The sequence below is a fragment of the Rothia sp. P7208 genome, assembly GCF_048512915.1.
Taxonomy (GTDB): Bacteria; Actinomycetota; Actinomycetes; order Actinomycetales; family Micrococcaceae; genus Rothia.
The window spans coordinates 86,467-111,250 of record NZ_JBLXXW010000002.1 but is presented as its reverse complement, the minus strand read 5'-3'; the positions used below and the strand labels follow the sequence as shown (position 1 = coordinate 111,250).

General features: G+C 47.1%; 25 protein-coding genes and 1 tRNA gene. 21 read left to right on the top strand and 5 right to left on the bottom strand.

Annotation, left to right across the window (positions count from 1 at the left end):
* The first annotated feature begins 53 nt into the window (after positions 1-53).
* The 19 genes from ACN084_RS03750 (at position 54) to ACN084_RS03660 (ending at position 16,842) form a co-directional block, all read left to right on the top strand.
* Entirely contained in the window at positions 54-1,913 is a 1,860-nt protein-coding gene (locus tag ACN084_RS03750; protein ID WP_419105936.1) for a hypothetical protein, read from the top strand.
* Positions 1,913-3,274: a sensor histidine kinase gene (locus ACN084_RS03745; RefSeq protein WP_419105935.1), complete on the top strand. Its 1,362-nt coding sequence runs from the start codon at positions 1,913-1,915 to the stop codon at positions 3,272-3,274. Before ACN084_RS03750 ends, ACN084_RS03745 begins: the two co-directional genes overlap by 1 nt.
* On the top strand, positions 3,271-3,987 hold the full coding sequence (locus ACN084_RS03740) for a response regulator (protein WP_419101393.1): 717 nt from the start codon (positions 3,271-3,273) through the stop codon (positions 3,985-3,987). The genes ACN084_RS03745 and ACN084_RS03740 overlap by 4 nt, the downstream gene beginning before the upstream one ends.
* Before the next feature lie 134 nt (positions 3,988-4,121).
* Positions 4,122-5,048: an ABC transporter ATP-binding protein gene (locus ACN084_RS03735; RefSeq protein WP_419101392.1), complete on the top strand. Its 927-nt coding sequence runs from the start codon at positions 4,122-4,124 to the stop codon at positions 5,046-5,048.
* On the top strand, positions 5,045-6,229 hold the full coding sequence (locus ACN084_RS03730; RefSeq protein ID WP_419101391.1) for an ABC transporter permease: 1,185 nt from the start codon (positions 5,045-5,047) through the stop codon (positions 6,227-6,229). The genes ACN084_RS03735 and ACN084_RS03730 overlap by 4 nt, the downstream gene beginning before the upstream one ends.
* A 208-nt stretch (positions 6,230-6,437) precedes the next feature.
* A complete protein-coding gene (gene rpsP / locus ACN084_RS03725) occupies positions 6,438-6,854 on the top strand; it encodes a 30S ribosomal protein S16 (protein ID WP_419101390.1) in 417 nt (138 codons plus the stop codon).
* A 2-nt stretch (positions 6,855-6,856) separates the two neighbouring features.
* Positions 6,857-7,099: an RNA-binding protein gene (locus ACN084_RS03720; RefSeq protein WP_419101389.1), complete on the top strand. Its 243-nt coding sequence runs from the start codon at positions 6,857-6,859 to the stop codon at positions 7,097-7,099.
* 168 nt (positions 7,100-7,267) lie between these two features.
* Positions 7,268-7,849 carry a ribosome maturation factor RimM gene (rimM, locus tag ACN084_RS03715; protein WP_419105934.1) on the top strand — a complete coding sequence of 194 codons (582 nt, stop codon included), beginning with the start codon at positions 7,268-7,270 and terminating at the stop codon, positions 7,847-7,849.
* A 1-nt stretch (position 7,850) separates the two neighbouring features.
* Complete coding sequence (trmD, locus tag ACN084_RS03710; protein WP_419105933.1) at positions 7,851-8,609, top strand: tRNA (guanosine(37)-N1)-methyltransferase TrmD; 759 nt, start codon at positions 7,851-7,853, stop codon at positions 8,607-8,609.
* Between the two features lie 251 nt (positions 8,610-8,860).
* Positions 8,861-9,214 (top strand): 50S ribosomal protein L19, encoded by a 354-nt coding sequence (gene rplS, locus ACN084_RS03705; RefSeq protein WP_419101386.1) that lies wholly within the window; start codon positions 8,861-8,863, stop codon positions 9,212-9,214.
* A 19-nt stretch (positions 9,215-9,233) separates the two neighbouring features.
* Positions 9,234-9,890 carry a signal peptidase I gene (gene lepB / locus ACN084_RS03700; protein ID WP_419101644.1) on the top strand — a complete coding sequence of 219 codons (657 nt, stop codon included), beginning with the start codon at positions 9,234-9,236 and terminating at the stop codon, positions 9,888-9,890.
* Positions 9,891-10,003: 113 nt separating this feature from the next.
* Positions 10,004-10,771: a signal peptidase I gene (lepB, locus tag ACN084_RS03695; protein WP_419105932.1), complete on the top strand. Its 768-nt coding sequence runs from the start codon at positions 10,004-10,006 to the stop codon at positions 10,769-10,771.
* Positions 10,768-11,568 (top strand): ribonuclease HII, encoded by an 801-nt coding sequence (locus ACN084_RS03690; protein WP_419105931.1) that lies wholly within the window; start codon positions 10,768-10,770, stop codon positions 11,566-11,568. Before lepB (ACN084_RS03695) ends, ACN084_RS03690 begins: the two co-directional genes overlap by 4 nt.
* A complete protein-coding gene (locus tag ACN084_RS03685; RefSeq protein WP_419105930.1) occupies positions 11,565-11,894 on the top strand; it encodes a DUF2469 family protein in 330 nt (109 codons plus the stop codon). The genes ACN084_RS03690 and ACN084_RS03685 overlap by 4 nt, the downstream gene beginning before the upstream one ends.
* 189 nt (positions 11,895-12,083) lie before the next feature.
* On the top strand, positions 12,084-12,467 hold the full coding sequence (locus tag ACN084_RS03680) for a YraN family protein (RefSeq protein WP_419105929.1): 384 nt from the start codon (positions 12,084-12,086) through the stop codon (positions 12,465-12,467).
* Complete coding sequence (locus tag ACN084_RS03675; RefSeq protein WP_419105928.1) at positions 12,467-14,014, top strand: YifB family Mg chelatase-like AAA ATPase; 1,548 nt, start codon at positions 12,467-12,469, stop codon at positions 14,012-14,014. The genes ACN084_RS03680 and ACN084_RS03675 overlap by 1 nt, the downstream gene beginning before the upstream one ends.
* 28 nt (positions 14,015-14,042) lie before the next feature.
* Positions 14,043-15,251 (top strand): DNA-processing protein DprA, encoded by a 1,209-nt coding sequence (dprA, locus tag ACN084_RS03670; protein WP_419105927.1) that lies wholly within the window; start codon positions 14,043-14,045, stop codon positions 15,249-15,251.
* A 41-nt stretch (positions 15,252-15,292) separates the two neighbouring features.
* A complete protein-coding gene (locus tag ACN084_RS03665; RefSeq protein ID WP_419105926.1) occupies positions 15,293-16,282 on the top strand; it encodes a tyrosine recombinase XerC in 990 nt (329 codons plus the stop codon).
* Positions 16,283-16,338: 56 nt separating this feature from the next.
* On the top strand, positions 16,339-16,842 hold the full coding sequence (locus ACN084_RS03660) for a DUF3145 family protein (protein WP_419105925.1): 504 nt from the start codon (positions 16,339-16,341) through the stop codon (positions 16,840-16,842).
* Between the two features lie 90 nt (positions 16,843-16,932).
* On the opposite strand, the gene fabF is transcribed toward ACN084_RS03660, so the two are convergent.
* The 5 genes from fabF to aceE all read right to left on the bottom strand — a co-directional run bounded on the left by fabF (position 16,933) and on the right by aceE (position 23,691).
* On the bottom strand, positions 16,933-18,204 hold the full coding sequence (gene fabF / locus ACN084_RS03655; protein ID WP_419106034.1) for a beta-ketoacyl-ACP synthase II: 1,272 nt from the start codon (positions 18,202-18,204) through the stop codon (positions 16,933-16,935).
* A 97-nt stretch (positions 18,205-18,301) separates the two neighbouring features.
* A complete protein-coding gene (locus tag ACN084_RS03650; protein WP_419101377.1) occupies positions 18,302-18,544 on the bottom strand; it encodes an acyl carrier protein in 243 nt (80 codons plus the stop codon).
* 117 nt (positions 18,545-18,661) lie between these two features.
* On the bottom strand, positions 18,662-19,687 hold the full coding sequence (locus tag ACN084_RS03645; RefSeq protein ID WP_419105924.1) for a beta-ketoacyl-ACP synthase III: 1,026 nt from the start codon (positions 19,685-19,687) through the stop codon (positions 18,662-18,664).
* 24 nt (positions 19,688-19,711) lie between these two features.
* Positions 19,712-20,629, bottom strand: coding sequence for an ACP S-malonyltransferase (locus tag ACN084_RS03640; RefSeq protein ID WP_419105923.1), 918 nt, complete (start codon positions 20,627-20,629; stop codon positions 19,712-19,714).
* A gap of 329 nt (positions 20,630-20,958) precedes the next feature.
* On the bottom strand, positions 20,959-23,691 hold the full coding sequence (gene aceE, locus ACN084_RS03635) for a pyruvate dehydrogenase (acetyl-transferring), homodimeric type (protein ID WP_419105922.1): 2,733 nt from the start codon (positions 23,689-23,691) through the stop codon (positions 20,959-20,961).
* A 366-nt stretch (positions 23,692-24,057) separates the two neighbouring features.
* Here aceE and ACN084_RS03630 point away from each other — a divergent pair, with 366 nt between their 5' ends.
* Together ACN084_RS03630 and ACN084_RS03625 are read left to right on the top strand one after the other, a co-directional pair.
* Positions 24,058-24,474, top strand: a complete 417-nt coding sequence (locus tag ACN084_RS03630) for a DUF3052 domain-containing protein (protein ID WP_419101373.1) — start codon at positions 24,058-24,060, stop codon at positions 24,472-24,474.
* Between the two features lie 206 nt (positions 24,475-24,680).
* A tRNA-Val gene (locus ACN084_RS03625) sits at positions 24,681-24,753 on the top strand.
* Positions 24,754-24,784 lie beyond the last annotated feature (31 nt).

The following is a 24,784-nucleotide window of genomic DNA, read 5'->3' as shown; positions in this document are numbered from 1 at the left end:
ATTCTTGTGAGAAGGTGCTGTTACCGATCATAAATGTGCGTAGAAAGAACGTGATGACGTCGAATATTTTTCCTAAAGATTCAGAAGGAAACGTGTCTTGGGAACAAGATAACGTTATTTGGGCAGAAATCCATTTTAGCTACTGCGCAGTGCCTGACTACGAAACAGAATACGGTCTTGATCAAGATGGTCCTCTTGACGCCGGAATCACTGATGAACAGCTCACTGAACTTTTTTCATTGAAATGTGATGATGTGAAAATTCCTGACGCGGAGCAACTGTCATCACATGAGAGTGAACAGCCGCTCGAACAGGATACGGCAGAAGACGAAGATGATGAAGAACTCTTCTACGCCGACGATCAGCTTGATCAAAGTTTCACTGATATTCTGAGCGATACTCCAGAAATCATTGTGTATGAAAGAACGATGACTGCTGTAGTTGCTCATGTTCTTTGCGTACCTGATAGTTCTGAGACTGTTGAAGGCCTTCGTGTTGTTACACCCGAAAAAGATGGATCCTTCTCGCTTGGGAGAACTCTTGAAAATTATGCTCAACAGATACAAGAACGTATTGACGCGGATATGATGAGCATTATTTTACCGAGGGAGCGAGACTATTCTATTGAGCTGACTTCACTAGGGGAGAGCCTAGAAATTAACACTTTTGCGGTGGGAACGGCTGCTACTTTCCCTGTCTGCGCCGATGTTCTTCGTGAACAGATACATCGTATGTCAGCAACAGAACAGCTCGACGTTAAAGACTGCGAATCTGGTTGGTCTATTGTTTGGGGAAAATCTCTTCTGATTGCACAACTGCTATACCAGCTACAACAACCAGCTATTATGGTGACGTCATCTGCTCACGGCGTACATATAGCCTGTTTTATCCCAGCACACGAAAAGAACCATGACTGGCACAACCCCCTATGGGATACGTGGATGGAGAAACTTCGTGATGGTTTGAGAAGACCACTTCCGTTGTTTGACGTACATGAAGGGTACCTTATCGATTTTTTCTGGGGGGCATCAAAAAACATTAACCCTCATCTGCCTGAATCCTTATACGCAAAAGGTACGTTCCTTTCAGAAATGATGCAACAGCTTTCTGGTATTCTTCCTGAACCTTTTCAAAAACAGCGTATCTTAGAACAACTTGAACAATTCATGTGGGCGTATAACGTCGATGAGAACTTTATGCACCGGCTTCACCTATATTTACAAGATTATGGGTCCTTACTAAGCGCCGAATCCGTGATACAACTTTTGTGTGCGCCTGCGGAGCTACAAGAATTCTTCCGTGAAATATGTGATGCAACATTTTTCAGAGCTCACGAACATCAACAAGAGATAGAACCTCTAAAAGATGACCTTCAACGAGCAATTTTTGTTACCACTGAACCGATGAACGAGGTTGAAACCCAAAAAATAGTTGAGTCTCTTTCTCTGCTGGTTCAAAGCTCACTTGCTGAGCCTTCCTCTTCTTCAGAACCTGAAGAAAATATAGAAGAAGATGCGTTTGAAATTCTTCAGAAGAACCCTTGGATATTGCGGGCAGATGCTGCCCTGACTTTGAGCATTTCAGCGGTTCTAGGAGTTCTAGCTTATCGTGATAAAAGTTCTGGTGTTTCTTCACCTCTGAAAGCATTAGCTTCTTTGGCATGTGCTGGAATGGGAACCGCAGAGTTTCTTTGGGGGCAGAAATACCTTCACCAGAAAAAAATAGAACAGGAGAAGCTAGAGCCAACTGCTGAACCTTTTAAACCTCAGAAATCTGTTCTTGAAGAACTGCGAGAATATGCCCTTGAGGTAGAGAACCAGCAACAGGAGAAAAAACAACAGCAACATCAAGGTGCAAAGAAGCATGTTAAAAGGTTATTTCGTTCTTTGCGTTCACGGTTTTCGGAGGGCTGATGGAGCATCATGGTATCGCTCAATACCTGCGAAAGAGCGTTGATATTGATCCTGACTGGCAACGTCCTGTTCCTTCTGAACAGTCTTTTCGCTACGACCTTTGGTTGTCTCTGGTTGCTTCATTATTGGCCTTAATCTCTTCGGCCAGCTACCAGAGCTTAGGTCTTTTTGGTGATGACCATCAAGAAATTTTGTGGTCTTATATCTTGGCTCAGCTGATGGTGCTACCCTTGACCGTTCGACGACGCTACCCTTTGACGGCCTTTGCTATTGCAACGTTGATATTCTTTGTTCCACCGTCGTTAACGGTTTCACCACCGATATATTTCACGTTAATTTTTCAAGTGACGTACTTATTTTTGCTGTATACGGTGATTGCTTGGGGACAAGACCGAAAACTTGTTTGGATGTCTGTTTACATCGTGATTTTCTTGACGATTGTGTGGATTATTATTGCGTGGACTCTTCACGGTGTTGCACTTTTTAACGTCAACGAGATGGCGCAGAACGGGCCTATCGATAGTTCACTTGCCACGTTGCTGACCTTATGCATAAATAATGGGATGTATTTTGGCTCAGGTATCGCATTGGGCCGTATCTCGTGGATTCGAGCCTACCAAAGTGAGATATTAGAAAATCAGCGTCATGAGCTAGAACAACAAAGTGAACAGATTGCACAAGATAGGGTGGTGCGCGAACGTTTACGTGTAGCACGCGAACTGCATGACTCGGTAGGTCACCATATCTCTGTTATTTCTGTCCAGTCTGGTGCTGCTCGGCGTCTTCTCAACCGTTACCCCGATAAAGCTGTTGACGCGTTACAAAACGTTGAACAAAGCGCGAGTACAGCTATTACAGAGATGCGCTCTATCGTACGTCTTCTACGTCAGGACAGAGAGCCGTCAAAAGCTCAAGGAAATATCAGCTATAGTGAACCGACCTTAGAACAACTACAACAACTTTTTATTGAAGTAGAAGCTTCTGGGTTTCAGGTAGAGTATCTGAAATCTGAACATGAAGAAAAGTTTTTGGCAAAAATCCCGCAGGGGACGCAGAATTCTATTTATCGGATGATTCAAGAATCTTTGAATAATGTGCGTCGTCACTCTTTGGCACGTACGGTGCACGTGATTCTTCGTTCTGTAGAGGTCAACCAGCGAGTATGGATTGAAATAGAAGTCATTGATGATGGTTGCTCTCAGAAGAAACCTGCAGATAAGTCTTCCTCAAACTACGGTTTATGCGGTATTAAAGAGCGCGCTGAGGCTTTAGGAGGTTCAGCAACTTACGGACACCGCACGAATGCTCAAGGGTGGTTCGTTTATATTCGTATACCAGAAAGACATAGTGAAAATACATGAGTGCAGAGACTATTCGCGTGCTTTTAGCCGATGATCAAGACCTTGTCCGTAACGGGTTCTCGATGATTCTTTCTGTCGAAGAGAACATCCACGTCGTAGGAGAGGCCCATAACGGCCAAGAAGCTGTAGATTTGTGCCTTCAACTCAAGCCTGACGTCGTGTTAATGGATGTGCAGATGCCTGTTCTTGATGGTATTAACGCGACATTACAGATTGTTCAACAGACGGAGTCAAAGGTTCTGGTGCTGACCACCTTTGACCGTGATGATTATCTTTTTGGTGCGCTTAACGCTGGAGCGAGTGGTTTTTTGTTGAAAACTTGCACTGCCGAAAAACTTGTAGAAGCCATTGAACAAGTGCATGGAGGTTTAGCTTTGCTCAGCCCGGAGGTGACTTTACCTGTTATTCAAAAGATTACTGTCGCCTCTGACTTTTCATCATTGAATACTTCTTCAGCTATGAGTTCTGGTGCGTCCTCAAACGTATCAGGATGTTCTGCCGAAGATCGTCTGCGTGTGGAGTCTTTGACCGCTCGTGAACGGGAGACTCTTAGCTACTTGGCGAAAGGCCTCACCAACGCTGAAATTGCGGAGCAGATGTTTTTAGGTTCATCTACCGTGAAAACTCACGTATCTAATGTTTTGGCAAAAACTCATTCTCGAGACCGAGTGAACGCGGTAATTTTTGCGTATCGTACAGGTCTTGTTCACTGATATGAGGGGAAACCTTCTAGAAATCAGTCCTATGGGGGAGTTCTGCTTTTCTGAAATTTTTTAGACTCGTAGTGAGTAATAATAACGGTGCCATCCCTGACCACCGGTAGGGGTGACACAACGAAAGGGTCACTATGGTCGAACATGTAGACACTCATAAACCGCCTCATGGTTCTCTTGAAATTTCTCATGTAAGTAAAAGCTTTGGAGAGAAAAAAGTTCTAGAGGACATTAACTTCACCGTTAATGCTGGTGTTCTTACGGGGTTCTTGGGAGCAAATGGCTCTGGTAAAACAACAACAATGCGTATCATCATGGGGCTTTTAGAGCCTTGTCAGGGTGAAATTCTGTATTGCGGTGAGAAGATTACCAGCCAACATCGTAAAACGTTTGGTTACATGCCAGAAGAACGAGGCCTATACCCTAAACAGCCTCTTCTGTCTCAGCTAGTGTATTTGGGGCAGTTGCATGGAATGGATGTTAGTACCGCAAAAAGTGAAGCTACCGATTACCTAGAATTCATGGGCTTAGGTGAACACCTGAACAGTAAACTAGAATCTTTGTCTTTAGGTAATCAACAGCGCGTTCAGATTATTGCATCTATTTTGCATCGACCGAAGGCTTTAATTCTCGATGAGCCGTTTTCTGGTCTTGACCCCCAAGGTGTTGAGAACATGGTTCAACTGTTATACAAGATTGCTCGCTCTGGTGTTCCTGTGATGTTCTCATCACATCAGTTGGATTTGATCGACCGGTTATGTGAAGAAGTTGTGATTTTGCACCAAGGCATTATTTGTGCGGCGGGGAATGCTCAGCAACTTCGTGAGGAGTCGCCTCAACACTTTAGGATGCAGTCAACAACAGATTTGGGCTGGCTTCGAAGCTATGAGGGGATACGTGTGCTTGACTTCCAAGGAACTCAGGCGCTTTTAGAATTCGTACACCCTATCGAACAGGTTCGACCTGAACTGCTTCGCTATGCCGTTGATCAGGGGATGACGGAGTTCTCGCGCGTACTACCAACATTAGGAGATATCTATCGAGGAGTGACAGCACAATGAATCAAGCACCTGCACCTTGGCGTATCGTCATGGTACGTGAAATCAACACAAAGCTTCGAGATAAAACTTTTATCTTCAGCACGCTTTTTTCTGTCGTAATTATTGTCCTCAGCATGGGGTTTAACATATGGTTAGGGCAGAAAAATACTCACTATACCGTTGCTGTGACTAACCAAAAAGCTCAACATTTAGTGGAAAGTTCTACGAAAATTCTTCAGGACCAAGACCCTGATGATTCTTTAGACGTTCAGCTATTTGACTCTGAACAGTCAGCTCAGCATGCGCTAGAAGAAGATGATGTAGATGCATACCTTAAAGAACTCTCTTCCGAACAGGGCTGGGAATTGGTTTATAAGGATTCTTCACAGAATACGTTGACACGTGTTCTTGAAGATACTATCTTCACGCAACAAATAGAACAGAATGCTGCTCAAGCCGGTGTCTCTTGGCAAGAGTTGCAGCAGGGGACATCGCTGAAAGTCTCCATGCTTAAGGACTCTGATAATCGTGGTATTGCCTTGTTGGTTGGTGTTATTTTTGCCCTGATTTTCTACATGTCATCGCTCATTTTTGGTCAGCTGATTGCCATGAGCGTGGTTGAGGAAAAACAAAATCGTATTGTTGAGATTATTGCTACCGCTATTCCGATTTCTCAACTTTTGGCAGGAAAAGTTCTTGGTAACGTGATTCTCGCAATTGGGCAAATGCTGCTCTACGGAGTTGTTGCTCTAACGGGTCTGAATGTCTTTAACCTTGCCCAAGAATATGCGTGGATTCTTCCGTCTGCCGGTTGGTTCGCGGTGTTCTATGTGGTTGGTTTTGCGGCAGTTGCAACTATCTGGGCTGCTGTTGGTGCCATGTCTTCACGCGTTGAAGATATCGGTTCCTTAGCTTCCCCTTTGACCATTGTTCTGATGGCTGCGTTTTTTGCTGGTATTTACTCTTCGGGGGCTGTCCTAACCGTTGTCTCATATATTCCTATTGCGTCTTCTATTGCAATGCCCATGAGGATGTTGCGAGAAGATGTCTTTTTCTGGGAACCAGTGCTGTCTCTGGTATTTGCTCTGATAGCGACGTGGGGCATGACCTTATGGGGTGCCAAGATTTATCGTCATCAGGTGATGCGTTCGGGTAGTGCCGCTACGTGGAAGCAAGTTCTTTTGAAAAAAGAACAGAAATAGTCTGTGACTTTATCAATAACATCGTGAAAATACCTGCGAAGTTCTGGATTAACGTTCACAGCTCTGGCATACTTGCACAGGTACCCGATAGGTGCGGGCCTCTCACCGCATCATATTGTGTTCATTTTAGAGATTGTATGGATGGCCGGCCCCACCGGAGCAGAAATACGATTTCGCCTGAAACAAAGAAACAGGAGAGTCCACTACAGTGGCTGTTAAAATTCGTCTGAAGCGTATGGGTAAAATCCGCGATCCTCGTTACCGTGTTGTCGTTATGGACTCACGCACTAAACGTGACGGTCGTGCGATTGAAGAAATCGGTCTATACCATCCGACCGAGACCCCTTCCCTTATCCAGATTGACTCTGAGCGTGCTCAGTACTGGCTATCTGTTGGCGCACAGCCAACCGAGCAGGTACGCGCATTGCTCAAACTCACCGGTGACTTGGCAGCATTCAAGGGTGAAAAAGCAGAATCTGCTGTAAAGCCTGTAGAAGCTAAGCCTGAGTTCGTTGTCCCTGAAAAGGGCTCCGTTATTCTTCCTGAAGCTATCACCCCTAAGGCTGAAGCTAAGGAAGAAGAAGCTCAGGTAGCTGAAGAAGCTACTGAGGAAGCAGCTGAGTAATTATGTTGGCCGATGCCCTTGAGCACCTCGTTCGAGGAATAGTCAGCAACCCCGACGACGTTCAAGTTCGTTCTCGTAGCGGTCGTCGTGGTGACTTCCTAGAAGTTCGGGTTAACCCTGAAGATTTAGGTCGTGTGATTGGGCGTCAAGGACGCACCGCGAATAATATTCGCACCGTTATTGACGCAATCAACGACGGCGACCACATTCGTGTAGACGTCGTCGATACTGATCGCCAACGCTAAAAATTTTATAAACAAAGCATGTTTATCGGGGGAGTCCCAAGCCTGAATCAGGCTTGGGACTCCTTTGCCTTATCCCGTTATTACCCAAACACGATAAACTAGAACCCACAGAAGAACTAACACCTAATATTTTTTACTGCTATTGAAAGATAATGCGAGGAGAACCTCATGCAGATTTTAGTTGCGCGTATCGGTAAACCACATGGTATTCGTGGAGAAGTGACCGTCGAACTTTTTACTGATTCTCCTCAAGAACGTTTTGCCTGCGGAGAACAGCTAAACATTGAAAATTATCAGACTGAAACTCCCGTTGGTGCTATTGCCCCCAACGGTGTTTTAACCGTAGCTCACAGCCGATGGAACAAAAAAATTCTGGTGGTTCGGTTTGAAGAAGTCACATCACGTAACCAGGCTGAAACTCTACGAAACACACGATTGACGTTCGACGCTTCTGAAGCAGAGTCTTCTGAAGGATACTACGAACACGATTTAGTAGATCTTCCGGTCTATTTGTACCATGATGTTCCCGAAGGGGAACTTCCCGAAGGTGAAGGAATCGGTACAGTTATTGGATTACAAACAATGCCTGCTCAAGATTTGCTCTTAGTTCGTTTGCATCATGAGGAAGAAGCCATGATTCCTTTTGTGGAACAAATTGTTCCTGAAGTAGATACACAAGAAGGCTTCGTCCTCATTGACCCGCCAGAGGGGCTTTTAACTCTAGGTAGCGAAGAATCAGAGGAACAATAGAATGCGCTATGATGTTGTCACTATTTTCCCTGAATATCTTGAACCTCTACGGCTATCGCTGCTAGGTAAAGCTCAAGAACAAGGAATTGTCGATATCCGCATTCATCACCTTCGCGACTATGCGTTTGACCGTCATAAAACGGTAGATGACACCCCCTATGGTGGTGGCGCAGGAATGGTGATGAAAGCAGAACCGTGGGCTTTAGCCCTAGAAGAAGTTTTGACGACAAAAACTTCTCAAGAACGTCCTCTGCTGTTAGTGCCCTCCCCAGCTGGAGTAGTTTTTAACCAGCGTTTAGCTGAAGAACTTTCAGAACGCGAACACCTTGTCTTCGCGCCAGCTCGATATGAGGGTATCGACGAGAGAGTCTTTGAATGGGCAGAAACCTCTTTTGAGGTGATGCCTGTATCGTTAGGAGACTACGTTCTTTACGGGGGAGAAGTTGCCGTCCTTACGATGATTGAAGCGATTACGCGTTTACTTCCTGGCGCGATGGGAAACCCCCAATCCTTAGAAGAAGAATCACATACGGGAGGATTGTTAGAATACCCCGTCTACACGAAACCGTCTCAATGGCGTGGGCATCATATTCCAGACATCTTATTATCTGGCAACCATGCTGCTATCGCCCGATGGCGTCGTGATGAACAGCTTCGACGGACATTTACCCGCCGATATGACATGATTGAGTCGTTGTCCGAAGAACAATTAGATACACAGGATTTATCCTTACTCCAAGAATTACGAGAGCAAGACTAAAAAATCTTTTATGAGCTCTTGATATGTTAATCCTCTAAAGTTCTGGTCGCAGAGCCGTATTTATGTCATAATTATTTCTTGTGTTCATTTTGGGTACGCCCCTGCCGTAGGGGGATGAGCGACCATAACAAAATGAACCGTAGACACCACCCAGCGGGGTCTACGTATTTTGGAACTCTGCCACATAGAGATAGTAGGCAGAAGTATCACGAGACTATTAGACCTACGGCTGGTAGCTCATGGAGAACTCAATGCAGACTCTTGACTTCATTGACAACAAGTCACTTCGTAACGACATCCCCGAATTCGGTCCTGGCGATACCCTCAACGTTCACGTTAACATCGTTGAAGGTAACCGTTCTCGTGTTCAGGTTTTCAAGGGATTCGTTGTAGGCCGTCAGGGTGCTGGCGTTCGCGAAACCTTCACCGTCCGTAAAGTATCCTTCGGCGTTGGTGTTGAGCGTACCTTCCCAGTACACTCCCCGGTTATTGACAAAATTGAGGTTGTTACCCGCGGTGACGTTCGCCGTGCAAAGCTCTACTACATGCGTGATCGCCACGGTAAAGCTGCACGTATCCGCGAAAAGCGCGAGAAGACCGCGTAATCTTTCACGGATGGACCGCATTTTAAGGTCACAACCAACGAACAGGCGCCCCATCCGCTACGGGTGGAGGCGCCTGTTCGCTGTTATTTTTTCGTTAGCTCTTCTGTGCGTCATCCTGATAAGGAGCTTCCTCGTTGATGTTTTTTATATACCTTCAGCGTCGATGGAACCAACACTAAATACCGGTGACCGTATCCTCGTCAGCAGATTAGATACCCAAGCACAACGAGGAGACCTTGTTGTCTTTGACGGAACAGGCTCTTTTGACCCGTACCGAAGTACCAACCCCTGGCTACATGACCCGCTAGGAACTTTAGAGCAATGGGTGGGGCTGAAAAGTTCTCAAACGATTTATGTTAAACGTGTTATCGGCGTTGCCGGAGATAGAATAACTTGTTGTTCAGATACTGGTACTTTGTTGCTTAACGGTCAAGAACTTGAAGAACCCTATCTTTTTCCCGGAGATGACCCTTCCACCGTCAACTTTGATGTTATTGTGCCGCCAGGGCGTATCTGGGTGATGGGAGATCACCGTTCAGTATCAGAAGATTCTCGTGCTTTGTTAGCTGCACCGGGCGGGGGGATGATTCGTGAAGAAAAAATTATCGGTAAACCCATTTACCGTATTCTTCCCCTCCAACATTTTGGAGCTCTTGAACACATAGCAACTCATTAACCCAATATATACAGCGGATTTTCAGTAAATATCCTTCTAAATATGGGCCTATTGTTCAAGTGTTTTCCCGTATCCTTAATTTTAATAATCTTATAGAAGGCAGAAAGAACGGTATGTCTCAGTCTCCAGAACATGAAGAACCTCAAACACTAAACACCGCAGAGGATGTTGTAGACGCAACGTTCTTACATCAAGACGTCCCGCCTGCAGAGCAGACCGGATTCCTTGGGCAAGTTAAAGAATTTGGTATCGTCATACTCTATGCGTTGGTCATTGCGTTCATCCTCAAAACCTTCGTTATTCGTGGGTTCTACATTCCTTCTGGTTCGATGGAAAACACCCTCGAAGTTAACGATCGTGTCTTTGTTAATGTTGCTGGTTCAATGTTTAGCCAAGCTGAACGTGGAGACATTATCGTCTTTAAAGATACTCAAGGTTGGATTGATTCTTCTCCTCACCGTTCTAACCCCGTCGCTTCTGCTCTAGCCTTTGTCGGTATCCTTCCCGACAGCTCTGATAAGTACCTTGTTAAACGTGTCATCGGTGTTGGAGGAGACCACGTTGTCTGTTGTTCTGCAAACGGTCGAATCATGGTCAACGGTGTAGCTATTGACGAAACATACCTCTACCCAGGTGCGAAGCCCTCTGAGATTCCTTTTGACGTAATCGTCCCTGAAAACTCCTATTTTGTGTTAGGAGACCACCGTAATAATTCAGCCGATTCTCGATACCATATCGAAGACGGGCACGAATTTATTAGTGATAGCGATGTTGAAGGTAAAGTCTTTGTACGTGCATGGCCGCTTAACCGTTTCCAATTTATTGGTGGAGCGCATGATGTCTTCGCAGACGTTCCCAGAAATAAAGCTTCAGAGAAGTGAACGCTATCTCGCATACTGCCTCACTCGAGATTGAACAAGAATATTTCTCTCAAGGTGTTCAACTCATCGTAGGCATGGACGAAGTCGGCAGAGGCTCTTTAGCTGGGCCTGTAGGTGTTGGAGTCTCAATTCTTACCGCCCAACAGCAACATATGGTAGAAGGGCTCACCGACTCCAAAGCGCTCAGCGCTAAAAGGAGAGAAGCTCTCGTCCCTCTCATCAAAGATTGGTGTGCTACTGGTCTTGGATATTCTTCAGCTCAAGAGATTGATGCACTGGGTATGACGTTGGCCTTACGTTTAGCTGGTCAACGAGCTTTATCTCAAGCTCTTCTAGACCAGCGTATTACCTCTTTTCCTGAGAGGATTCTCTTAGATGGTTCTCATAACTGGTTCAGCCCGAATACTCCCGATTTGCTGAGCGAATTAGATGAAGCGCAAAAACTATACCAAGAGCTTGCTCATGAGACGTGGAAAGAACAAGCCTCTTCAAAATATCCTCGACACCAACCGTGGGACATACCGGTCACAACGATTGTAAAAGGTGACTACCGTTGCGCATGTATTGCAGCTGCATCGGTCGTAGCTAAAGTCCATCGTGACCGTCTGATGGAAAATTTAGCGGCAGAGAATCCCTCCTATGGTTGGGAGAAGAACAAAGGGTATGGTTCAAAAGCTCACCGCGAAGCATTAGCAATGTATGGGGCAAGCGCCCATCACCGGCTTAGCTGGAATTTGGGTCTTGAACCGCAACAACTCAAAGACGCATATATTCAACGAATGGTAGAAACATCATGAGTGCAGAAGATCTTGAAAAATACGAAACTCAGGCACAACTGGCCTTATATGAGGAATACCAGAAGGTTTATGAACTTTTCCGCTATGTGGTAGAGACCGATCGGCGTTTCTATCTAGCTAATAGTGTGGAAGTTACCCCACATATACAACAGGGAAGCGTCTACTTTGAGGTGACGATGAACGACGTATGGGTATGGGATTTCTTTCGTGCTTCACGTTTTGTCAAAAACGTACACGTCTATTCTTTTAAAGATGTGAATGTTGAAGAGCGTCTTGCCGACGCCGAACTTGTTGTTCCGCAAATTCCTGGATTTGGTGAAGGATAGTTCCTCGAACCTGGTTTAAAACTGCGGACAATAAACCCACCCACCATATGACTGTGGAGAACATCCTCTATTCTTCTCAACATCCACTTTTATCCCCAGAATCTTTTTCTCCATACTCCAAAAGTATCTACTGTCGCATGCTAGTAACCAAGAAAATGTTACTGGCAATGAACGGACACCAGATTCTTTATGGCACAGCACCTCGTAACTGGAAGATGGGGCGAGCATCTCGCCGTTGAGATACTCACCAGCCAAGGCTACACCCTCCTTGAACAAAACTGGCGACCACAGCCCCTCCCCGGAGAACCTAAACTACGTGGAGAAATCGACGCTGTTTTACTCGACACCGACGCAAACCTTATCTTCCTCGAAGTAAAAACCCGCAGCACAGAAAACTACGGACACCCCTTCACCGCGATTCACCACGGCAAAACAAAAAAGCTCAAACAACTAGCCTATTATTGGTGCGCCACACACGACGTACACGACTTCACACATATCCAATTAGACGCTATCGCTATTACCGGCACACCAGAACATTTCACCTTTGAGCACCTCAAAAAGGTGAGCTAATGGCATACGCAAAAACCTATTCTGTAGCATTAGTAGGAATCAACGGACATATCATCGAAGTTGAAGCTGATATCTCTCAAGCACTACCATCTTTCATCCTTTTAGGCTTACCTGACACCTCTTTGAGCGAAGCTAAAGACAGAATACGCTCCGCCGTCAAAAACTCTGGGATGTCACTAGCCCAACGAAAAATCACAGTAAATCTTAGCCCCGCAACTTTACCTAAACGCGGATCAGCCTTCGACCTAGCTATGGCAGTAGCAGCCTTAACCGCAGACCAAAAAATACGTAGCAGCTCCAATACCGTATTCCTCGGGGAACTCGGACTCGACGGTAGCGTACGAAGGATACCGGGGGTACTCCCATCTGTTAAAGCCGCAATAGAAGCAGGATTCTCTCATATCGTAGTCCCCGAAGAAAACGCCCAAGAAGCTCAGCTAATCCCCGGCGCTCACATCACAGCATGCCGTTCCCTCGCCCAAGTTCTTACGTTCCTCGGGGCAGACCCCACAACACTCAAAGAATCGGCACAAACGCCACCTAAAGAACACCACAACACAACCGCAACACCTCAACTCACCGCAGATATGGCAGATATCGCAGGACAAACAGAAGGCCGCCTTGCCTTAGAAATTGCAGCTGCAGGTGGACATCACCTACTGCTCAAAGGACCGCCAGGCTCCGGCAAAACAATGCTTGCTGAACGGATAACGAGCATCTTACCGCCACTAGATGATGTCAGCGCTATGGAAGTAACCGCCATACACTCCTTAGACATGGGAGAAAAACCCTGCCAAGAACTCATCCGAACACCACCTTTCCAAGCCCCACACCACAGCGCCTCCACCGCATCCATACTCGGCGGAGGCTCAGGAATACCACGCCCCGGAAGCATCTCTAAAGCACACAGGGGAGTGCTCTTTCTTGACGAAACACCAGAATTTAAAAGAACGGTACTCGACTCACTTCGACAACCACTAGAATCCGGACACATCACCCTCCACCGAGCAACCGCAACCGCAACCTACCCTGCACGTTTCCAACTCATCCTCGCCGCAAACCCTTGCCCTTGCGGAAACAACATTGGACAAGGTCTAGACTGCAGATGCACCTCTAAAGAACGCAGAAATTACTTCGGAAAACTCTCTGGGCCACTACTTGACCGCATCGACATACACATCACCATCCCTAAAATCCTCTCTCGGGAACTAGTACACCACCAAAAACCTGAAAATAGTGCAACTATCTCCCAACGAGTCCAGCAAGCACGCAACCTCCAAAAAGAACGCCTATCACCTTATGGGCTACTCACCAACGCCGACATGAACGTACAACTGCTCCGCGACACTTTCAAACTCGACACCCGACTCACTACCGGACTCAACCACGCCATGGATCAAGGAAACCTCAGCGCTCGCGGATACGACCGAATCCTTAGAACAGCATGGACCTTAGCAGATCTCGACGGAGCCACCAGTCCCACAACAGAGCACATCGATACCGCACTATATTTCCGACACCTCAGCCAAGAACCCTTCACCACCTAAGAAAAACACTCAACCAAGAAAAATATCCATGGAACATCACCACGCTTACGCCCAAATTTTACGTATCGCAGAGCCACAAGACCCATATATTCACCACGCCATCGAGATTCTAGGAGCACCTCAAACCGCATACATTCTCAGCCGTAAAACACCACTAAAGTTTAAAGAATGGCAAAAAGCTCTGTCCCAAAGCCACTCATCTATGAGCGAAACACTCCACAAAAGCTCCGAAGAAACATACCTAGCATTACAAGAAAGAATTCAGCGCTGGTCTCAACGAGCCGAAACTCTTAGCCCTGAACAAGAACACCGTTCAGCACAAAGCCTCAACAGCTGGATTTGTACACCTGAAGACGAGGACTGGCCTGAAACGCTCAACGACCTCGGCAGCTCACGACCCTACGCTATATGGGGACGAGGCGAACGAAAACGCCTACAAGAACTACGGCATATACCCGCCATCTCTGTTGTTGGTTCCCGCGAACCGACCCAATACGGGCACAGCGCAACTAACCATATCGTTCAAGACCTCGTAGCAACAAAAACACCTATTATCTCTGGGGGAGCCTTAGGAATAGACGCTATCGCACACAACAAAGCGCTAGAAGCTTCGCCCAGTAACCTGCCAACCATTGCGCTGATGGCCTGCGGAGTAGACCGACCCTACCCGAAACAACATCAACAACTACACGAACACATCATTAACCGAGGGCTACTCCTGAGCGAAGTATCTTTGGGAACGCCACCAACACGATGGCGGTTTCTCCAAAGAAACCGCATCATCGCTGCCCTCAGCGAACTCACCATCATCATCGAAGCACGCTGGCGTTCAGGCGCACTAAACACCGCACACCACGCCCTCGAACTAGGCCGAGAACTACGAGCCGTACCCGGATCAATCTTTAGTCCGACCTCACAAGGATGCCACAAACTACTACGTGAGGGACTCGCACAACCTATCACCTGCGCCCAAGAAGTTATCGAAGACTTGCACCTAGAAAATTTCTCCGCCACATCAAACACCGAAAACATACAACACCTAGCAAAAGAACCTCTACTAACAGAATTACACCAACGCATCTGGGACGTACTACCATTACAACAAGGCATAAGCATCGAAAAAATTAGTATGCTCATTGGAACTAACCCACGAAATATTATGAGTGCGCTCGGATACCTTAGCCACCACCGACTCGTCGAAAACACCAATCATCTCTGGCATAAAAAGAAACGGTAGAATCAACAGAAGAGAGCCAACAGAAAAGGAAAACACCGTACATGGAGAACACCAAACCCATAGAAACGGAAGATACCCTACGCCTGGAACCATCCACACATTTAGAAGAACAAATCTTCTCACAACTAATCGAGAACTTCACACGATACTTACGCTACGAAAAATTTCGTTCCGAAAACACCATCAACTCCTACCGTAGCGACCTCAAAGCATTCTTCACCTACGCCCAAGAACAACGCCTACACAACATTAACGACGTTGACCTCAGCTTCCTACGTGCATGGCTCTCTCACCAACACGAACGCAGCCAGTCTCGCAACTCTACCGCACGAAGGCTCTCCACCCTAAGAGTTTTCTTCTCATGGGCCAAAGAAGAAAACTACATCCACCAAAACCCGACGCTAGCAATAGCAACCGCCAAAAAAGAACACCGACTACCTACCGTCCTCACCAAAGAACACCTTCAAACGCTCTTTAGAGAGCTGGAAGAACGACTCACCCAAAACCCACACGACCCACACACGCTAAGAACCTGCGCTGTTATTGAACTCCTCTACGCTAGCGGACTGCGAATTTTCGAACTATGCAGCATCAACCTATCGAGTATCGATAGAACACAACGCACCCTAAGAGTCATCGGTAAAGGCAATAAAGAACGAATTGTCCCCTTCGGGAAACCCGCACTAGAAGCCATCGAACAATGGATACGTTACGGGCGTCCACAATGGCTCAAAAATTCAAAAGCACCCATCGAAGAAGCCCTTTTTATCGGGCCGCAAGGTACTCGCGCAAATCCTCGACAACTACGTGAATGCATTAACCAGCTCTTAGCTCTTTTAGAAAACACCAATGCTCGTGGTGCACACGTCTTTCGCCATAGTGCAGCAACTCATATGGTTGATGCTGGCGCTGACATTCGCACAGTACAAGAACTTCTAGGCCATAGCTCTCTTGCCACAACACAGATTTATACGCATGTCTCGATGGAAAGACTCACTGCAATCTATGAAAAAGCACATCCGCGCTCATAAACTGAGGTACTCTACTACTAGTAACCAAATGAAATGCCGTCTACGGGAAGTGTCCTATGACAAGTGGGGGAATACTCTATATCCATGCAGTACCTGCTGCGGCTATACCACACCTAAAATGGTCTTTAGAAAACCTTATCGACGGTTTATCTTCCATCACCTGGGAACAACAAACCCAAAAACCTGAATATTACTGTGCCGCCTTGGAATGGAGCGGATCCGAAGAACGAGCTGCGCAAATCACCTCAGCTCTGATACCACTCAAAAAAATTTGGTTTGAAGTGAGCTTCTACGGTGACGAACAAGAACTGCCAAGCTGGTGGATGTACACTCCTGAACTTGGAACGTTCTATGCCCCTACCGACACTGCCGGAAATTTTCTGATGAGTGAAGACCGTGTACGTTCCATCTACGAACAAAGTGGTGGGGAGCCACACGAACTCTTACAGCTTTTTTCTCAGGCACTTGGTGAACCTTGGAATAATGAGCTTGAACCACTTCGAGAAAATAACTTAGAACGGCAACCTCCCGTCCTGTTAGAACGTCACGTTAACCTATAGTTCCTTTTCAAAAAATACGCCGGCTTTTAGCTTCTTATCTGTGATGAGGTGAAGCTAAAAACCGGCGTATTTTTTAATCAGGACAAGGCTTTATTCTTCAATAGAACGGAACGCAACTACCGCGTTATGCCCACCAAAACCGAAAGAATTAGACAGGGCAGTAATCTTTCCAACTGGTAAATCACGTGCCTCCGTAACGACATCTAAATCAATTTGAGGGTCTTGATGCTCAAGATTAATAGTGCATGGTGCTTTACGATGAAAAACAGCTAATACTGTCAAAACAGCTTCTAAAGCACCAGCTGCCCCAAGAAGATGACCGGTCATTGATTTTGTTGCAGAAACTGCAATGTGTTTCGTGTGGTCACCAAAAACTTGGTGCAAAGCGGAAGACTCAGGAACGTCTCCTACAGGGGTAGACGTCGCATGAGCATTAACATGAACTACTTGTTCAGCATCAATATTGCCGTCAGCTAAAGCCTGATTCAATGCACGGACTGCTCCGAGAGCTTCCGGATCGGGAGAAGTAATATGATACGAATCAGCAGAAACACCCGTTCCCGCTAATTCTGCATAAATACGTGCTCCACGAGCTCGAGCGTGTTCTTCTGACTCAAGAATCAAAGCTGCACTACCTTCGCTCATGACAAAACCATCACGATCCACATCATAGGGACGTGAAGCAGAGACCGGATCATCATTGCGAGTTGACAGGGCCTGCATCTTAGCGAAAGCAGCTAAAGGAAGTGGATGAATGGCTGCTTCGGCGCCACCTGCGATAACGACATCAGCTTTTCCACTACGAATCATCTCAACAGCAAGACTCATCGCTTCAGTTGAAGAAGCACACGCAGAAACCACCGTTTGTGCTGCTGCACGCGCATTGAGCGCCATAGAAACAGCTGCCGCACAACTATTAGGCATGAGCATAGGAACAGTAAGCGGCAACACCCGACGAGGGCCTTTTTCTCGGAGTGTGTCCCAAGAATCTAGAAGAGTCCACACTCCGCCAATTCCAGTTCCGAAAGCAACTCCAACGCGCTCAGGATTAAGTCCCTGAGCATCTTCTGCGTTATCTGCGCTAAAACCTGCGTCTTCCCAAGCCTCTCGAGCTGCAACAAGAGCAAACTGTGCAGAGGGATCTTGACGTTTTGCTTCAACCTTCGTCAAGCGGCCTGAATCTAGGGGAGCAGTAGCTGCTTGCCCAGCAATATAGACAGGCAGCTCGTAACGTTCTACCCAATCTTTATCAAGTTGTTTAATCCCCGAAACCCCGTTAAGGGCGTTGTTCCAAGTGGTGCTAACATCTCCGCCGATGGGAGTGGTTGCACCTAAACCGGTGACCACGATTTTTCGAGACATGTGCATACTTTCTTCTAGAATTGGATAGTTCATAGAAAAAGACGGACGCGGAACATCAACCAAGGAGGAACCGCGTCCATCTTTTGACATGAGCTAGTTAGCTTGCGTTCGCGATGAAATCAACAGCGTCGCCTACAGTGACGAGGTTCTGTACTTCTTCATCGGGGATAGTAACGCCGAATTTTTCTTCAGCGTTGACAACGATGGTCATCATAGAGATGGAATCGATGTCGAGATCTTCAGTGAAGGACTTTTCGCGCTGTACATCAGCAACCTCAACACCGGTTTCTTCGTTAACAATTTCTGCAAGACCTGCAAGGATCTCTTCTGTGTTAGCCATGGTGGCTCCTTTTACTTATTAGTAGGCAATCATGATTATTGAACCATGAATGCAGTTTTTCTCCCTGATGGAGGGACTAACATCGTCTGCACCGTAGCACATCCGAAAACTAGGGGATTAGGGGAGGACAACAACCTGAGCTGCAAATGCTAAGCCTGCTCCAAAACCAATCTGTAAAGCAAATGTACCAGAGAGCTCTGGACGTTCCTTGAGTAATCGATGAGCCGCTAACGGAACTGAAGCAGCAGAAGTATTTCCCGCTTCTACAATGTCCTTAGCAACAATGACGTTTTCAGGAAGTTTAAGAGTTTTTGCTAGCTGATCGAGGATACGTTCATTGGCTTGGTGAGCAATGAGAGCGCCTAAATCTTCTGGATTAATTCCTGCGGCTTTGACCGCTTCTTGAGCAACTTTTGCCATCTCCCACACAGCCCACCTAAATACAGAAGGGCCGTCTTGTCGGAGGGTTGGCCAAATTTTTTCTCCCTCTTGTACGGGGTTTTTAAGGAAATCTCGATTACGTAACTCTAGAAGAGAATGCGTCATCCCTACAGTTCCCCATCGGGAACCATCTGAACCCCAAATAGTAGGAGCAATTCCGGCAATATCGCTACGTCCAACAACGGCTGCACCTGCGCCGTCTCCTAGAAGGAAGGAGATAGACCTGTCTGTGTTATCAATAAAATCGGTAAGTTTCTCAACACCAACGACGAGAACATTCCTTGCCATACCTGAGCGAACTAATGCGTCAGCCTGAGCAATGCCATAACAGAATCCTGCACAAGCAGCTGAAATATCATAGGCGGGGGCTTTTGACCCAATGCTATCGGCAACAAGGGTAGCTAATGATGGGGTCGCGTAAGGATGCGAAATTGTCGAAACAATAACAGCATCAATTTCCTCTCCTTCTACGTGAGAGTTCTCAAGAGCATCAGCTGCTGCACCGCAAGCCATATCTTGTACAGAAATGGATTCACTTGCTCGTTGTCGTGTGCAGATGCCGGTGCGCTGTTTAATCCATTCATCTGAAGAGTCGATGGCTTCAACTAGCTCACTATTAGGCACTGACAGGTCAGGGCGAAAAGCTCCATAGCCAAGAATTCGTGAAAATTGTTGTGGCTGGTATTGGTTAAGAGTTGTCATAAAAGTTTTTGCACCTACGCTGTTTTAGGCCTGTGAAGCCTCTACTAGTAGTTTTAATTCTTCTGGGGTGTTCAACGTTACGCGAGAAACCTGAGGAATAGCTCTACGAACTAAGCCAAGAAGTGTTCCTGCCGGAGATAGCTCAACAGCTGTGTGCACACCATGCTTTTTCAGAGATTCCATGCACAAGTCCCATCGAACAGGAGCTGTTACCTGTCTGACAAGACGCTCTATACATTCTGTTCCGGTGTCTAAGGTTGACCCATCGTAATTTGAGATAAGGATTCCTTGTGGGGCTGACGGGCTAATAGTCTGCGCGTATTCGTTAAGCGGTGTTTGTGCTGGCTCCATATAGGGGGTGTGAAAAGCTCCAGCTACTTTAAGGGCAATAACACGGGTTTTAGCTGGAGGGTTGTGCGCTAGATTCTGGAGATTTTCTTCAGCACCAGCAGCAACAATTTGTCCGGCACCGTTCATGTTAGCAACATATAATGATGCTTCCTGAATGGCTTCAGTGATGCTTTTCTCATCTGACCCAAGAACTGCTGCCATACCTGTTTTTTCTTCGGAGGCAGCCTGCGCCATGCCGTGTGCTCGTACTCGAGTAAAGGCCATTGCTTCGTCTTCTGTTAGAACGCCGCTGAGGGTTGCAGCTGTAATCTCTCCAACGGAGTGACCTGCAAAAACTATATTTTTTTGAAGGTTAGATGTGGCTTCTAGGTAACGTGTGCCAGCAATAATGCCAGCAGCAACAATAAGAGGCTGGGCGATAGCAGTATCTTTAATGGTTTGTTCGTCAGCGACCGTTCCGTAATGGATGAGGTCGAGTTCCGCTGCATCAGAAAGCTTCTGAAGATGGGCTTGCACTCCAGGAAGTTCTAGCCATGGTTGAAGAAAACCTGGTTTTTGTGAGCCCTGTCCAGGGCAGAGAACTGCAATCATGGAGTCCCTCTCCTCTAAAAATCTGTGTTGATACGAGAAAACGTTCAACACGCTCTCACCAAAATCCTACCTATGTTATGCGAATAAAAGAGTGCCTATTACCTGTATAAGAGCAAGATATTTCGTATTCTGATGGATATTTTTTAAGTTCTTTAGACTCTCCGTTCAACTAAAGCCTTTGAAAAGTTATCATCAAAAACTCTGTACAATGCAACGTCAAAGTCAACGAACAAGACAAGGCGGGCTGTTCTCTTCCCTAATCGGAGAGAACAGCCCGCCTTGATGAATGTTCATGTATTAAAGGAATGACCCTTTAGCACATGTCACTATTACTCAGCGTTTTGCGCCAGTGTTGCAGGAGCATTGACATCAAGCTGATACTTAGCGAACGCTTGAGCTGGAGCTTCTGCAGGAACTTCTCCGCGCTTTGCAAGCATCTGCAAGGTGCGTACAACGATGGACTCTGCGTCAACGTTGAAGAAACGACGTGCACCAGCACGGGTATCAGAGAAACCGAAGCCGTCTGTTCCTAGGGTTGCGAAATCGTTAGGAACATACTGGCGAATGCCATCCATCAAATCAGAGTTGTAGTCAGACACTGCAACAATAGGACCAATCGCACCATCAAGCTGCTGCGCAACGAATGGTACGCGAGGTTCTTTTCCGCTGAGGAAAGCTTCACGCTCAGCTTCAATACCGTCACGGCGGAGGTTAGTCCAAGAAGTGACAGACCAAACGTCTGCAGAAACTCCCCAGTCTTCAGCCAAAAGCTCAGATGCTTTCATCGCCCAAGGAACGCCAACACCAGAAGCTAGTAGCTGAGCTCGAGGTCCTTCAAGCTGGCTTTCTTTGACTCGGTAGATACCACCGATAATGCCTTCAACGTCAACATTCTCAGGCTCTGCAGGCTGAATAATGGGTTCGTTGTAGACAGTGAGGTAGTACATGACGTCATGGTCTTCATCTTTTTGACCGTACATATGCTCGATACCGCGCTCAACGATGTGTGCAATTTCGTAGCCATATGCTGGATCATAATGAATCACAGATGGGTTCTGCGACGCCAAGATGGGTGACTGCCCGTCCATGTGCTGTAGGCCCTCACCGGTAAGGGTAGTACGACCTGCCGTACCGCCGACGATAAAGCCACGAACAAGCTGGTCAGCTGCTGCCCAGAATGCGTCACCAGTGCGCTGGAAACCGAACATCGAGTAGTAGATGTAAATCGGAACCATAGGAACACCATGGGTGTCATATGAGGAGCCTGCCGCTGTCAACGCAGCGACACCGCCAGCTTCGTTAATACCAACGTGCTGAATCTGACCGGCAGGAGATTCCTTGTATGCAAGCATGAGCTCACGGTCTACTGCAAGATAGTTCTGACCCAAGGGGTTGTAAATCTTTGCAGAGGGGAAGAAAGAATCCATGCCGAAGGTACGTGCCTCATCGGGAACAATCGGCACGATGCGCTTACCAAAGTCTTTTTCACGCATGAGGTCTTTCATCAAGCGAACAAAAGCCATGGTGGAAGCAGCCATCTGCTTACCGGAGCCCTTCTTAGCGCCCTTGTATGCCTTTTCACCAGGGAGTTCAATTTCTGGCTGAATCTGGCGACGTGCTGGCAAGAAACCGCCTAGTTCTTGGCGGCGCTTGAGCATGTACTGAATTTCGGGGGCGTCCATACCAGGGTGGTAGTAAGGAGGGTTGTAAAGATCTTTTTCAAGCTCTTCATCAGAGATGGGGATGCGAAGGTGATCACGGAAAGCTTTGAGGTCTTCCATGGTGAGTTTCTTCATCTGGTGGGTTGCGTTACGGCCTTCAAAGTGAGTGCCGAGACCGTATCCCTTAATGCCCTGAGCCAAAATGACGGTGGGCTTACCCTTGGTCTCCAAAGCAGCCTTGTATGCGGAGTAGACCTTCTGATAATCGTGTGCGCCTCGCTTGAGTGCCCAGATTTCGTCGTCGGTCATATCAGCAACGAGTTCTTTGGTTTCGGGTGTCTTGCCGAAGAAGTGCTCACGAACGAATCCGCCGTCTTCTGCCTTGTAGGTCTGGTAGTCGCCGTCGAGGGTTTCGTTCATAATGCGAACGAGTTCGCCACTCTTATCTTTTTGGAGGAGCGAATCCCATTCACGACCCCAAATAACTTTGATGACGTGCCAGCCTGCGCCACGGAAGAAGGACTCAAGCTCTTGGATGATCTTTCCGTTACCGCGTACAGGGCCGTCAAGACGCTGGAGGTTACAGTTGACAACGAAGGTGAGGTTATCCAACTTGTTGTTTGCTGCAACCTGTAGTGCGCCGCGCGATTCGACTTCGTCGAGTTCGCCGTCACCGAGGAATGCCCAGACATGCTGTTCTGAGGTGTCTTTGATGCCGCGGTCGTGGAGGTAGTGGTTGAACTGTGCCTGCCAGATAGCGTTGATGGGGCCTAGGCCGAGTGAAACGGTTGGGAACTGCCAGAATTCTGGCATGCAACGGGGGTGCGGGTATGAAGGGATACCTTTGTCGCCCTTGGTTTTTTCTTGGCGGAATCCGTCGAGGTGCTCTTCAGTGATGCGTCCTTCGAGGAATGCTCGCGCGTAGTTACCGGGGGATGAGTGTCCCTGCCAGAAGATTTGGTCGCCTCCGCCGGGGTGTTCTGGGCCTCGGAAGAAGTTGTTGAGACCAACTTCGTAGAGTGTCGCGATGCCGGCATAGGATGAAATGTGTCCACCAACGCCGATGGTTGATTTTTGTGCGCGCTGAACCATGATTGCTGCGTTCCAGCGTAGGTATGCGCGGTATCGGCGTTCCATCTGCTCGTCGCCAGGGTATTCAGGCTCTTGGTCAACGGGGATGGTGTTGATGTAGTCAGTAGTAGTGACCATTGGCACCTCGACGCTGCGGCTGCCTGCTCGCTGCAATAGAGAGCGAACGATGAACTGTGCACGTTCAGTGCCTTGGGTTTCTACCAGTTCGTCGAAAGATTCTAGCCACTCGGCTGTCTCTTCGGTGTCGGTGTCTTTGAAGCTATTGGTGAGTGCGCTTAAGACATGGTCGTTTGTATTGGAGGGTCCCACTAGTCAACCTCTCTTTGTTGATGTTTATAGGGTGTGGCGTGTGAACTGTTAGTGCAGTTCGTGCCTTCCTCGGTACAGACTATCGAGTTCTCGAAGGTCTGATACTTTCTTCTTCTATGTTGTCACACCTGCACCGTTTTTTAGCCATTGTGGGGGGATACTTCCACTAAAACGCTGGGTAGTTTGAGTCACATCGTTGCTTGATTCTAAGAAATGTGGCGAAAATTAGCGTGTTTAGTTGCTTATTTGTTCGTTGCCGTGTTCAGTTGTGTTTAGGAATTAGCGGTATATGTTTCGACATATATTGAGCTGATTCTGATAAGTGTATGACGGATATATGTCCGGTTTATTTTCAGGAGGATGTCAGTGAGCGAGACCAAGACCGCTGCGGAACAAGCAGTTGTCCAACTTGGTTTCAAGGATGGGGATCTCATCCAAGAATTTGGGTATGACGATGACGTGGACTTTGATCTACGGGATGCGTTGATGGATCATATTGGCTCGGATCTTCTTGACGAGGATGATCAAGACGTTGTTGACGGAGTTCTTCTTTGGTGGCGTCAAGAATACGACGCTTTTTTAAGTGATGCTCTCGTTGATACGTTAGTGAACCTAGATGAGGGGGGAGTTATTTGGCTTCTCACTCTTAAGCCTGGTAGGGAAGGGCATCTCAATCCTGCGGATATTCGGTCTTTGAGTGGCACTGCTGGATTGTATCCGACGTCTAGTATTACGGTTGGTCCTGACTGGATTGCTACGCGTTTGGTTGCGAGGCAACGTTAGTTTTATATGGTGAGCGAGGTAGTGTGCGAAGGAAGCGCCTACCTCGCTTTTGTGTAAAGAATTGATTGTTTTGGCTTGTTGTAGCAATGTTTTAAGAACACTTGGGTAAATGTGAGCTAGAACATGATGTTTTGAGTTGCACCCTGAGAATCTTTCTGTGTATAGTTTTATATGTCGCCGCGAGAGATAAAGAATCGCAGTGATAAGGGTCTTTAGCTCAGCTGGTAGAGCGCCACGTTTACACCGTGGATGTCATCGGTTCGATCCCGGTAGGACCCACAAAATCAAGACCTTGCTTATGGCAGGGTCT